The organism is Rheinheimera tangshanensis (genome assembly GCF_014645135.1).
Classification (GTDB): Bacteria; Pseudomonadota; Gammaproteobacteria; order Enterobacterales; family Alteromonadaceae; genus Pararheinheimera; species Pararheinheimera tangshanensis.
In genome coordinates, this window is the sequence record NZ_BMLH01000008.1 from 151808 (window position 1) to 163887 (window position 12080).

The following is a 12080-nucleotide window of genomic DNA, read 5'->3' on the forward strand; positions in this document are numbered from 1 at the left end:
GAAAACAGAAAAGGCTCCTCACGGAGCCTTTCTAATTTAATAAAGCTTAAAAAACCCATAAAAAACGCGGCTTAGCGCTACAGTTCGACGCCGCAAATAGGTATACTTTTCAGTCATTTTTACCAGCAGGTCAGGCTAATGCAAAAGTACGATATGAAGACCTTCCAGGGGTTGATCCTGGCATTACAAGATTATTGGGCACGCCAGGGCTGCGTTATTGTTCAGCCGCTGGATATGGAAGTAGGGGCCGGTACTTTCCACCCGATGACATTCTTACGTTCTTTAGGCCCTGAGCCTACCAACGTGGCTTACGTGCAGCCTTGCCGCCGTCCTACTGATGGCCGTTACGGTGAAAACCCTAACCGTCTGCAGCACTACTATCAGTTTCAGGTGATCTTAAAGCCGTCACCAGCCAATATTCAGGAGCTGTATTTAGGTTCCCTGCGTGAACTGGGTATTGATACCCTGGTGCACGATATCCGTTTCGTCGAAGACAACTGGGAATCGCCAACGCTGGGCGCCTGGGGTCTGGGTTGGGAAGTGTGGCTAAACGGCATGGAAGTGACTCAGTTCACTTATTTCCAGCAAGTAGGTGGCTTAGAGTGCCGTCCTGTTACTGGCGAAATTACCTATGGTTTAGAGCGTCTGGCGATGTACATCCAGGGCGTCGACAGTATTTATGATCTGGTCTGGGCGGACGGTCCTTTAGGTCGTGTCACTTACGGTGATGTGTTCCACCAGAACGAAGTAGAGCAGTCCACTTACAACTTTGAATATGCGGACGTACCTGCGCTGTTCGCATACTTCGACCAGTGTGAAGCCGAAAGCCAGAAGCTGATTGAAGCAGGTTTAGCTTTACCTGCTTATGAAAAAGTAATGAAAGCCTCACATGCGTTTAACTTATTGGATGCCCGTCACGCCATTTCTGTGACTGAGCGTCAGCGTTATATTCTGCGGGTGCGCACCCTGGCTAAAGCCTGTGCTGAAGCCTATTTCGCTGCGCGGGAAAAGTTAGGTTTTCCCTTATGTAGTGATAGCAAGCGCCGTAACCAGTCAACGCAGGAGGCATAATGTCTGTGCAAGATTTTTTCGTAGAAATTGGTACCGAAGAATTACCACCAAAAGCTTTAAAAACTCTGGCGACCGCCTTTGCTGACAATATCACTGAAGAACTGGCCAAGCAGAACCTGAGCCATGGCGAGGTCCACTGGTATGCAGCGCCGCGCCGTTTAGCGGTTCGTGTCAACCAACTAGCCTTGCAGCAACAAGACAAAGTGGTAGAAAAACGTGGCCCGGCTTTGGCTGCTGCTTTTGATGCCGATGGCAAGCCCACTAAAGCTGCTGCAGCCTGGGCCGCATCAAACGGTATTACTGCAGATCAAGCCGAACGTTTAGAAACTGACAAAGGCGCCTGGCTGATTCATAAAGCGCTGATTAAAGGTGAAAGCACAGCTTCTTTATTGCCAGCTGTAATCACTACTGCTTTAGCTAAGTTGCCTATTGCCAAGCCAATGCGCTGGGGGAATTCAACAGCTGAATTTATCCGCCCTGTGCACACTGTGACCTTGTTATTAGGTGATGACGTAGTGCCTGCTACTATTCTTGGCAAAGAGTCAGGTCGTGTCAGCTATGGCCACCGTTTCCATGCACCAGCTTTGGTTGAGATTAAAAATGCTGATAGCTATTTAAGTACGCTTGAACAGTCTTATGTCATTGCCGACTTTGCCAAACGTAAAGCTATTATCGCTGAAAACGTAGCAGCTCAGGCCAAAGCCTTAAACGGCGTGGCACTGATGGATGATGCTTTATTGGAAGAAGTGGCTTCATTGGTTGAATGGCCAGTTGTGCTGGTCGGTTCTTTTGAAGAACGTTTCCTGCAAGTTCCGGCTGAGCCGTTAATCTCCACCATGAAAGACAACCAAAAGTATTTCCCGCTGGTTGATAACAATGGCAAGTTGCTGAATAAATTCATCTTTGTCGCCAATATCGCCAGCAAAGACCCAAGCCAGATTATCTCTGGTAACGAAAAAGTGGTGCGCCCACGTTTATCTGACGCTCAGTTCTTTTTTGTTACAGACGCTAAAACCAAACTGGTCGATCGTCTGCCAGCCTTAAGCACAGTATTGTTCCAGCAAAAGCTGGGTACTTTGTTAGAGAAATCAGAGCGTATCGCCAAAGTGGCCGCTTTTATTGCCGGCAAAATTGGTGCTGATGTTACTCATGCAGAACGCGCTGGTTTGTTATCCAAAACCGACTTAATGACCAATATGGTTGGCGAGTTCCCAGAAGTGCAGGGCGTGATGGGTATGCATTATGCCCGTTTGGACGGTGAAGCCGAAGCTGTGGCTGTAGCGCTGAACGAGCAATACAAACCACGTTTTGCCGGTGACAGCCTGCCAAGCCAGCTTGAAGCTTGTGCTGTAGCCATCGCCGATAAAATGGATTCGCTGGTCGGTATCTTTGGTATAGGTCAGGCGCCAAAAGGCGACAAAGATCCGTTTGCCTTACGCCGTGCTGCCATTGGTGCACTGCGTATTATGGTGGAAAAACAGTTACCTCTGGATCTGCTTGAACTGATTGAATTCAGCAAAACCACCTTCGGTGACAAGCTGACTCAGGCCAGCGTATCCGACGAAGTACTGGACTTTATGCTGGGCCGTTTCCGCGCCTGGTACGAAGGCGAAGGCTTTGGTGTGGACGTGATCCAGGCTGTATTAGCCCGTCGTCCAACCAATCCGGCCGACTTCGACCGTCGTGTCAAAGCTGTAGCTGAATTCCGCAAACTGGACGCTGCTTTAGCTTTAGCTGCCGCCAATAAGCGGGTAGCGAATATTCTGGCCAAAGTCACAGAAGCTATTCCTGCCAGCGTTAACAGCGCTCTGCTGAGCGAAGAAGCGGAACAAGCTCTGTACAAAACCATAGTGGCTGAACAGGCTTATCAGGCCACTGTAAGCAGCTACGCTGAGGGCTTAAGCCATCTTGCCGCCATGCGCGATGTAGTAGACCAGTTCTTCGACAAAGTGATGGTAAACGCTGATGACGCCGCAGTACGCTTAAACCGTCAGGCTTTGTTACAGCAATTACGTGAGTTATTCCTGCGTGTAGCGGATATTTCTGTATTGCAGTGATATGTAACTGATTGATAATAATTAAAAAAGGAGCTTCGGCTCCTTTTTTGATGTTCCCGTGAAAACACAGAACCCAAAGTTATTGTCAAAAAGTGTAGCCCTAAGTGCTATATTCAGTTTTTTACAGAGGTAAAAATAGATGGGTAACTCTATTCTGGATATGGTGCAGGAAACGGCACGCGATTTACATAAAGCCGGAGTGCTAAAAGACCAAACATTAAGAGACTTTGATCTGTTGTGTTTGCCTGTTGTAGAGGAATTTGATGCGGAGCAAATCAAACAAATCCGCTTAGATAACAAAGCCAGTCAGGGTGTGTTTGCCGCATATCTGAATACCAGCAAATCTACAGTACAAAAATGGGAGCAGGGCCAGAAAAAGCCGAATGGCCCGTCACTAAAACTGCTGAATCTGGTCGCTAAAAAGGGTCTGGAAGTGTTGGCTTAGTGTGGGATTAGCAACTCACTGATTTAACCACTTTCTAAACAAAGCTGTTCTGGTTTTACTGCTGATGGCGGGTTCTTTCTCGCAGCTTAGTACTACAGCCACTGACTCTTTGTTGTAAGGCTCTACCTGCAAAATACTGCTGATATGAATGATATCACTGCGGTTCAGCCGGAAGAATTCACTGGGGTCGAGCTGAGTTTCAATATCGCCTAAATTGGCTTCTGTCAGTATATGCACGCTGTTATTTTTATCTGTGGCCAGCAATACACCGTTGGCGGCTCGAATAAGCAGAATATCGGCGACTGGTAAAATAGATAAGCTTTGGCCTTTGCGTAATAAAAAACGTTTTTTGTAGGCCGGAGCTGCTGCCGTGGTAAAAGCAGGCTGTTGCAGCTTATGTTTAAGCTGGGCAAAGTTCAGCATGGCTTCGGCGAATCTGGGGTAGGAGAAGGGTTTGAGTAAATAATCCACTGCCTGGTACTGAAACACCTGCATCCAGTATTGATCATAAGCCGTGGTAAATAGCACTGGGCAAGGCAAATCCAGTTGTTCTAATGCGGTAAATGTTTGGCCATCCGATAGCTCTACATCAGAAAAAATCAAATCCAGTTGCTGTGCTTTTGGCTCTGCAGCAAAAAACTCCAGCACCTGAGCTACAGAGCTTAGCTGAGCTATAACTTCGACGTCAGGCTGATAACGAGTCAGATAACCTGCCAGTTTTTCCGCCGCTAATGGCTCGTCTTCAATAATCAGCACTTTCATGACTTATCCTTGTTTATGCCGCTTTTTTAAATGCACTGCCGCAGTGGTACTTTGACGATAAATTCGTCGTTTTGGATCAGATCAAGTGGTTGACCTATTATTGCCAGACAACGTTCCGCTAAATTAGTTAAACCAGTGCCGGTGCCGGGCTGGGCAAAAGCTTTAGGTCGCATCGGATGGCGTATGACCAACTGGTTTTGCTGCAGCTCTATTTGAATCAATAAAGGCTGTTCGGCCGAAGCGCTATTGTGTTTTACCGCGTTTTCCAATAACAGCTGCAGACAGCAGGGCACTAACTGATACTTTGTTTGTTGTTGCGGCTCAATAGTGATTTGCAACTGAAAACTGGCCGGGAAACGTTGAGCCAACAGCGCCATATACTGCTGTGCAAAAGTCAGCTCGTCGGCCAATGACACCAACATTTTGCTGCCTTGTTGCAACTGGTAACGGTAAATATCGGCAAAATGGTCGAGAAATTGCTCGGCCTGGTCCGGGCTTTTGTGAATAAGTACAGAGAGCACATTTAAGTTATTAAACAAAAAGTGCGGGTCCAGCTGTTGTTGCAGCAATTGCAGCTTGAACTGCTGGTTATGCTGCTGCGCCTGCATCAGCTCCAGTTGCTGTTGTTGTTGGCGTTTTAACACCTGCCACAACAAGTCTGCACCCGCTATTAAGCTATGTACCAGCAGATACATCAGACTAACCCGCAGATACTGCTGTAGCACTAAGGGCTGGCTAGTGGCGGTATCTATCAAAAGCTGGATGCCAGTCATCAGGCTAACAAAAACCAGTAAACTTAAACCAAAGCTCTGGCTGTAACGCTGCCGCAATGAAGCCGAGGTGCCTTTAGCCCAAAGTACTGCATCCAGCTTGCGGCTTAGCCACAGCGATAACGCAGCTTGCAAGGTTAGCCAGACAGGAGCATCGGCATGAAACTGCAGGGGTTGCCCTGGCGCTGTTTGCAGCAGCGCCAGATACAACATCAAACCATAAGAAAAGGCCAATAACACAACAAAGGTTTTTAGCTGTTTCATTAGTTCACCTGCACTGCTTCAGGTAAACGCAGCAGCTCGCTGCCGTCTTCAGCATAAAACACCAGTTGAGGTTTGCCATCCTTGCCCACTGCCATTTCAATTCGTTTATTTCCTTGTGGATCATTAAGTTGCAGCATTGCCTTTTTGTTTAATGTGCCATAAAAAGCCCGTCTGTTACCATGAATATCTGGGTGGAGTTGCTCCAATTCTTTGATCTTGGCTGCAGCCTCAGCGTCACCTTTTTCAGCGGCAAACATCAGCTGCATATAGTCGTCTATCGGGTATTGCGGTCTGTCTACCACGTTCAGGCCTGAGATCAGCATACCGTCTTGTTCAATATGCTGCAGTGCCAGGCTTTGATCCTGATTGTAACGGTCAAAAGATAAATGCAGGCCATGTTCTACTTTGCCGTCTTTTTCAAACCCCCGGAATACAAAACCACCGTTTTCTGTGCCTTCGTCATTGTAGAAAATCATGCCTGGGCGTGGGCCCGGATCAAAAAACTCTTTGCCATCTTTAATGGCTTTAGGCGCATGGCTTGTATTAGCGATTACCAAACGTGGATGGCCGCTGGGTTCCATTACATTAATACGTTGCACATTCAGTTCACGCACAGTGCTGCTGTCGCTTGGCAGCAATTGGGTTTTAATGGTTAAAGCCGCCAGCGCTGTGATTAATAGCAGGTTTAAGTTGGTTTGGTTAAAGATTTTGTGTGTCTGTTGCATCGTATTTTCCTTGTTTATCAGAGGTTAAGTGTCTTGATGCAGGCAGTGTGGCGTAGCGGCATAGGCCCTTACAGTGCGAACCGATAAAGGGCAGAAAGTGGTCAATAAAGGGCAGAAAAAGGTAGTTAAGAGTGTTTGCGGTGTTTTGAATTATTAGCCGGATTTTTTCACCAAATAGCGATAAGGCTCGCTACTTGTATCGCTTGCCACCAGCTCATGCTCCATAAAACGGCAAAAGGCTGGTATATCGCGGGTAGTGGCAGGGTCGTCAGCAGTGATCAACAGCGTCTGGCCCGCCGTCATTTTACGAATAGCCAAGCGGGTTAACATTACAGGCTCAGGACAACGTAAACCTAAAGTATCCAGTTGCTGATCCGCTGCTGCAAATAAGTGTTCAGGGTTCGACATAGTTCAGGTTCCACGTGAGAAAAGGCGCATATGCTAACTTAGGCTGAATATAATAAAAAGGGCTGGCCAAAGCCAACCCTGTTATTCAACAGCTAACTGCTGGTATTTATTCGACTCTTTCAAATACTGTCGCTATACCCTGGCCTAAACCGATACACATAGTGGCTAAACCGTATTTGCCGCCTTTGTCTTCCAGTACGTTAATCAGCGTAGTGCTGATACGTGAACCTGAACAGCCTAGCGGGTGACCGAGGGCTATAGCGCCACCGTTTAAGTTCACTTTGGTGTTCATATGTTCCAGTAAACCTAAATCTTTCATTACAGGCAGAGCCTGAGCAGCAAAGGCTTCGTTTAACTCGGCGTAGTCGATATCGGCAATAGTGATACCTGCAGCTTTTAAGGCTTTTTGACTGGCTGGCACCGGACCGTAACCCATGATAGACGGATCACAACCAGCTATACCCATACCTATGACTTTAGCGCGGATTTTTAAACCCAAAGCTTTGGCTTTTTCTTCGCTCATCACCAGCATGCCAGAAGCACCGTCTGATAAAGCTGAAGAAGTACCGGCAGTCACAGTACCATTGGCTGGGTCAAACACCGGACGTAAAGCAGCTAAAGCTTCTACCGTAGTTTCTGGACGTATCACTTCGTCTGTATCAAAGACTTTGAGTACGCCGTCAGCGTCATGGCCCTGTACCGGGATAATTTCGTTTTTAAAACGACCCTGCAAAGTAGCTTCATAGGCCAAACGGTGCGAGCGGGCGCCAAACTCGTCTTGTTGCTGGCGGCTGATGCCATGCAGTTTACCTAAGAGTTCAGCCGTTAAGCCCATCATGCCAGAAGCTTTAGCGATGTTTTTACCTAAACCCGGGTGGAAATCCACACCGTGAGTCATAGGCACATGGCCCATATGTTCCACACCACCAATTAAATACACGTCACCCATGCCGGTTTGAATGGCACGCACTGCGTCGTGTAATGCCTGCATCGATGAACCACAAAGGCGGTTTACCGTTACAGCCGGCACAGAATGCGGAATGCCTGCTAATAAAGCGGCATTCCGGGCGACGTTAAAACCTTGTTCCAGAGTTTGTTGCACACAACCCCAGATCACGTCGTCAATTTCAGCCGGATCTAAAGCTGGGTTACGTTCAACCAGAGCTGCCATCACATAAGCGGATAATTCCTCTGCACGCACGTTGCGGAAGATACCTGCTTTAGAACGACCCATAGGGGTACGGATACAATCAACGATCACTGCTTGTTTCATTTGTTTCTCTCCGCCTTAAACCGGGTAGAACACGGCACCAGAAGCTGCCATGGCGCGGGTTTTGTCTGTTACCTGATAGATTTCACCTAAGTGAGCGTATTTGTCGGCTAAAGCCACAAAGTTCGCCAGACCAATGGTGTCAACGTAACGCAGCGGACCACCGCGGAACGGAGGGAAACCTAAACCATAAATTAAGCCCATGTCTGCTTCGGCTGCTGTAGCTACAATGCCTTCTTCCAAGCAGCGGATCACTTCGTTAATCATTGGCACCATACAACGGGCAATAATATCGTCCGCGCTGAATTCCACACCTGAAGCGCCGGCTTTAGCCAGTAAGTCATAAGATACTGCATCAGAATCTTTTTTCGGTTTGCCCTTCGCGTCTTTGCTGTAGGCATAGAAACCTACACCGTTTTTCTGACCATAACGCTGCGCCTGATACATCAGAGCGACTGGGTCGTTTTCGACTTTGCCCATACGGGTTGGGAAACCAGCTGCCATCACGTCTGTGCAGTGGAAAGCAGTATCTAAACCAACAACGTCCAGCAAGTAAGCAGGGCCCATAGGCCAGCCGAAAGTTTTTTCCATCACTTTGTCTACTTTGGCAAAGTCAGCACCGTCTAATACCAGTTTGCTGAAACCAGCGAAGTATGGGAACAAGACGCGGTTGACGTAAAAACCAGGGCAGTCGTTGACCACAATAGGAGATTTACCCATTCTGGCAGCGTAAGCCACTACAGCAGCTACTGTTTCTTCACTGGTGTCTTTACCACGAATGACTTCGACCAATGGCATTTGATGCACAGGGTTAAAGAAGTGCATACCACAGAAGCGACTTGGGTCTTTTAAGTTGGCCGCTAAAGAATCAATAGAGATAGTCGAAGTGTTAGAAGTAATAATGGCATCTGCCGCTACTAATTCTTCCACTTCTTTTAACACAGCACCTTTGATTTTTGGGTTTTCAACTACAGCTTCTACCACTATATCAACGCTTTTTACCGGTTCCATGCTCAAAGTTGGCTGAATGCTGGCAATCACTTTTGCCATGCCTACTGCATCTAACTTTTTGCGTTCAACCTGCTTGTTCAGCAACTTAGTGGCTTCGCCCATACCCAGCTCTAAAGCTTTGTCGGCTATGTCTTTCATGACCACTGGCACACCTTTCAGTGCAGACTGGTAAGCGATACCGCCACCCATAATGCCTGCGCCTAAAACGGCTGCTTTTTTGATATCTTTGGTTGCTACTTTGGCGGCTTTTTTCGCTTTGCCTTTAATCAACTGGTCATTGAGGAATAAACCAATTTGGGCAGCAGCTGCTGTAGTTTTTGCCAGTTTGGCAAAAGCAGCGTTTTCTAAAGCTACAGCACCAGCACGGTCTAAACGGGCTGCGGCTTCAATAGTTTCTACCGCCACCATAGGAGCTGGGTAATGTTTACCTGCATTGGCAAACACCATACCTTTGGCGGTGTTGAAGCTCATCATGGCTTCAATTTTATTCAGCTTCAGTGGCTGTAATTTGGCGGCGCGTTTTTTCTGCCAGTTCAGTTTGCCTGCTATGGCATCCTTGAGCATGGAAAGCGCAGCGTCTTTTAATTTTTCCGGTGCAACTACGGCGTCAATAGCGCCTTCTTTTAACGCAGCGTCAGCGCCACGTTCTTTGCCTGTTGTGATCCATTCCATGCCACCGTCAGCACCAATAATGCGAGGTAAACGCACTGAACCGCCGAAACCTGGCATTAAGCCCAGTTTCACTTCAGGTAAACCTACTTTGGCTGTGGTATCGGCCACACGGTAGTCTGCTGTTAAGGTCCATTCGAAACCACCACCTAAGGCAAAACCACGAATAGCAGCAATGGTTGGAACTGGTAAATCTTCCGCCAGGTCAAAGACGTCAGAGGCAGATTTGATCCAGGGGATAAGTTCAGCTTCAGGCTGCTGGAATGTACCTAAAAACTCAGTAATATCGGCGCCTACGATAAAAGCGTCTTTTGCTGAGGTGTAAATCACGCCTTTGAGGTTTTTATCTGCATGCAGCAGATTCAAAGCGGCGCGACAATCTGCTAAGGTTTGTTGGTCAAATTTATTAACTGAACCGGCAGCATTAAAGGTAAACTCGGCAATACCATCTGCCAGATAGGCGACGGTGATGCTGTTACTCTGGTAGATCATGAATGTTCTCCTTCGTCCGATAGGGTGGACTGTTGCTTTTATTTGCAACTGGTAAGATGAGTCTATTGCAGACTCAGTGTGTCGCGGTTCAGTAAAAATTTCAACCGTTATTTAAACACTTGTTTGAATTTGCGATAGATGTCTTTGTAACTATAGGTGGTAAATATTTGTATGTGGCGTTTCTCCTCTATTTTCCGTCCATCGCTTTGGTTGCTGACAACCGCCGCCTTATCCGTTGTGTTCCCGGCTCATGCCATCAATGAGGGCATGCGTAAGCGTTTTGAGCTGGCTGAAAAAAATATTCATAAACTGACCGATGCTCAGGCGAAAAAAGTATTAAAAGAGATGGCGGCTTATCCATTGCAGCCTTATCTGGAGCTGGAGTGGCTCAGTAAATCGCTGGATGACACCAATGCGGTCGTGCGTTTTATGCAGGAGCATCAGGGTACGCCATTGGAGCGTACTTTACGCAAACGCTGGTTGATTTATCTGGCTGATCGCAAACAAGCTCAGCTCTTTTTGAAAAATTATCAATATGGCTCGGATGTGAGCTTGGATTGTAAGGCACTGGAGATGCGGCTGGTGCTGGAAAAGCCTGCTGCTGTATGGCCAGCAGTGCGTGACTTATGGGCTGTTGGTAAAACCCGTCCTGATGAATGTGACCCTCTGTTTGATCGTTGGCGTAAAGCCGGTCAGCGCACGCCTGAAGCCGTTTGGCAAAGATTATTAGCGGCAGTAAAAGCTGATAATCAGCGTATGTTGCCTTATTTGCGTAGCTTGTTACCAAAGAATCAACAGTATCTGGCCGAAAAGTGGGTTCAGGTAATGGATAATCCTGCACTGGTGTATCGCAAAAATTTTCTTTCATTACGCAGCCCGCTGGAGCGTGATTTAGCCGCTTATGGCATACAAAAGTTGGTCTGGAAAAAGCCAGATCAAGCCATTGAAGTCTGGAACAGATTTGCCCACGACCCGGCCTTCAGTAATGAAAACCGGGCTGTGACTGCTCGTCAAATCGCTATAGCTTTAGCCAGTAAAAACGACCCTCGTGCTGATAAATTTATTGCCATAGTGCCGAATCAATATAAAGACACCTTGTTTGTGCAATGGCAATTAGCCAGTCTGCTGCGGAAAAAAGACTGGTATGGCGTGATTGAAGCAGTAAAAGCATTACCTGAAAAATTGGCAAAAGAAGACGCCAGTCAGTACTGGCTAGCCCGTGCTTATCAGCAGGTAAACTTAAAAGAATCTTCAGTGCATATTTATCAGCAGTTGGCCAAGCTGCGCAGTTATTACGGTTATCTGGCAGCAGCTCATTTAGGTCAGCCACCCAGCCTGGCGCATAAACCAGTGCCAGTATCGGCTACTGATTTTTTAGCTTTTAAAAGTAGTGCACCAGTGCGCAGGATGAAAGAATGGCAAGCCATCAAAAGACCTAACGCGGCTAAACGTGAACTGACACATTTGCAGCAATATGGGACTGATTTACAAAAATACAGTGCCGCTAAATTGGCGTATGAGTGGGGTTGGTACGACAACGCTATAGTGGCACTGGCCAAAGCTGGTTATTGGGATGATGTCGACTTACGTTTCCCTATGGCCTTTAACAAAGAAATTCAGACCTACTCGAAAAAAGCTAAGGTCGATCCAGCCTGGGCTATGGCGATAGCACGGCGTGAAAGTACTTTTATTCCAACGGCCAAGTCTCCTGTTGGCGCTCATGGCCTGATGCAAATTATGCCGGCAACAGCTAAACATATTACCGGCCGTCGTGTGCCGGTTGAGCAGTTGTATAATCCGGTCACCAATATTAACTACGGTACTTACTATCTGAATTATCTGATGAAAAATACCGGCAATAATGTGGTGTTCGCCACGGCGTCTTACAATGCCGGTTTTAGCAGGGTGAAGTCCTGGATCCCGAAAGATGGTTCAGTGCCGCTGGATATCTGGGTAGAAACTATTCCTTTTAAAGAAACCCGTGACTATGTCAAAAACGTCATGATGTACTACCAGATCTACAGTTTAAAAATGCAGCAGAATCAGCATATTTTCGAGCCTCTGGCAGATATGCGGGTGGGGATAGAGGGCTAAGGTTCTCATGGTACTATTGGTTTGAATTTATAACTGTTTATT

Annotated in this window: 10 protein-coding genes; 4 read left to right on the forward strand and 6 right to left on the reverse strand. The window is 47.2% G+C overall.

All coding sequences use genetic code 11. The annotated features are described in order from the left end of the window. The first annotated feature begins 138 nt into the window (after positions 1 to 138). From glyQ to IEW88_RS14730, 3 genes are all read left to right on the forward strand, one after another. Positions 139 to 1071, forward strand: coding sequence for a glycine--tRNA ligase subunit alpha (glyQ, locus tag IEW88_RS14720; RefSeq protein WP_046519754.1), 933 nt, complete (start codon positions 139 to 141; stop codon positions 1069 to 1071). Then, positions 1071 to 3128: a glycine--tRNA ligase subunit beta gene (gene glyS / locus IEW88_RS14725; RefSeq protein ID WP_147904513.1), complete on the forward strand. Its 2058-nt coding sequence runs from the start codon at positions 1071 to 1073 to the stop codon at positions 3126 to 3128. Before glyQ ends, glyS begins: the two co-directional genes overlap by 1 nt. 139 nt (positions 3129 to 3267) lie before the next feature. Continuing rightward, positions 3268 to 3573, forward strand: coding sequence for a helix-turn-helix domain-containing protein (locus IEW88_RS14730; RefSeq protein WP_147904512.1), 306 nt, complete (start codon positions 3268 to 3270; stop codon positions 3571 to 3573). A gap of 15 nt (positions 3574 to 3588) precedes the next feature. On the opposite strand, the gene IEW88_RS14735 is transcribed toward IEW88_RS14730, so the two are convergent. The 6 genes from IEW88_RS14735 to fadB form a co-directional block, all read right to left on the reverse strand. Continuing rightward, positions 3589 to 4335 (reverse strand): LytR/AlgR family response regulator transcription factor, encoded by a 747-nt coding sequence (locus tag IEW88_RS14735; protein WP_147904511.1) that lies wholly within the window; start codon positions 4333 to 4335, stop codon positions 3589 to 3591. 26 nt (positions 4336 to 4361) lie between these two features. After that, on the reverse strand, positions 4362 to 5369 hold the full coding sequence (locus tag IEW88_RS14740; RefSeq protein ID WP_147904510.1) for a sensor histidine kinase: 1008 nt from the start codon (positions 5367 to 5369) through the stop codon (positions 4362 to 4364). After that, positions 5369 to 6094 (reverse strand): hypothetical protein, encoded by a 726-nt coding sequence (locus IEW88_RS14745; protein WP_147904509.1) that lies wholly within the window; start codon positions 6092 to 6094, stop codon positions 5369 to 5371. Before IEW88_RS14745 ends, IEW88_RS14740 begins: the two co-directional genes overlap by 1 nt. 153 nt (positions 6095 to 6247) lie before the next feature. Next, entirely contained in the window at positions 6248 to 6502 is a 255-nt protein-coding gene (gene tusA / locus IEW88_RS14750; RefSeq protein ID WP_147904508.1) for a sulfurtransferase TusA, read from the reverse strand. 106 nt (positions 6503 to 6608) lie between these two features. After that, on the reverse strand, positions 6609 to 7775 hold the full coding sequence (fadA, locus tag IEW88_RS14755; RefSeq protein WP_147904507.1) for an acetyl-CoA C-acyltransferase FadA: 1167 nt from the start codon (positions 7773 to 7775) through the stop codon (positions 6609 to 6611). A gap of 15 nt (positions 7776 to 7790) precedes the next feature. Next, a complete protein-coding gene (fadB, locus tag IEW88_RS14760; RefSeq protein ID WP_147904506.1) occupies positions 7791 to 9944 on the reverse strand; it encodes a fatty acid oxidation complex subunit alpha FadB in 2154 nt (717 codons plus the stop codon). A 171-nt stretch (positions 9945 to 10115) separates the two neighbouring features. Here fadB and IEW88_RS14765 point away from each other — a divergent pair, with 171 nt between their 5' ends. After that, on the forward strand, positions 10116 to 12038 hold the full coding sequence (locus IEW88_RS14765) for a transglycosylase SLT domain-containing protein (RefSeq protein ID WP_147904505.1): 1923 nt from the start codon (positions 10116 to 10118) through the stop codon (positions 12036 to 12038). Positions 12039 to 12080: the final 42 nt, after the last annotated feature.

What these genes read in the sequence shown, in the direction of transcription:
- IEW88_RS14740 (WP_147904510.1), bottom strand. Translation starts at nt 5,369, where the DNA reads ATGAAACAGCTAAAAACCTTTGTTGTGTTATTGGCCTTTTCTTATGGT.
- IEW88_RS14745 (WP_147904509.1), bottom strand. Translation starts at nt 6,094, where the DNA reads ATGCAACAGACACACAAAATCTTTAACCAAACCAACTTAAACCTGCTA.
- fadB (WP_147904506.1), bottom strand. Translation starts at nt 9,944, where the DNA reads ATGATCTACCAGAGTAACAGCATCACCGTCGCCTATCTGGCAGATGGT.
- glyQ (WP_046519754.1), top strand. Translation starts at nt 139, where the DNA reads ATGCAAAAGTACGATATGAAGACCTTCCAGGGGTTGATCCTGGCATTA.
- IEW88_RS14730 (WP_147904512.1), top strand. Translation starts at nt 3,268, where the DNA reads ATGGGTAACTCTATTCTGGATATGGTGCAGGAAACGGCACGCGATTTA.
- tusA (WP_147904508.1), bottom strand. Translation starts at nt 6,502, where the DNA reads ATGTCGAACCCTGAACACTTATTTGCAGCAGCGGATCAGCAACTGGAT.
- IEW88_RS14735 (WP_147904511.1), bottom strand. Translation starts at nt 4,335, where the DNA reads ATGAAAGTGCTGATTATTGAAGACGAGCCATTAGCGGCGGAAAAACTG.
- fadA (WP_147904507.1), bottom strand. Translation starts at nt 7,775, where the DNA reads ATGAAACAAGCAGTGATCGTTGATTGTATCCGTACCCCTATGGGTCGT.
- glyS (WP_147904513.1), top strand. Translation starts at nt 1,071, where the DNA reads ATGTCTGTGCAAGATTTTTTCGTAGAAATTGGTACCGAAGAATTACCA.
- IEW88_RS14765 (WP_147904505.1), top strand. Translation starts at nt 10,116, where the DNA reads ATGTGGCGTTTCTCCTCTATTTTCCGTCCATCGCTTTGGTTGCTGACA.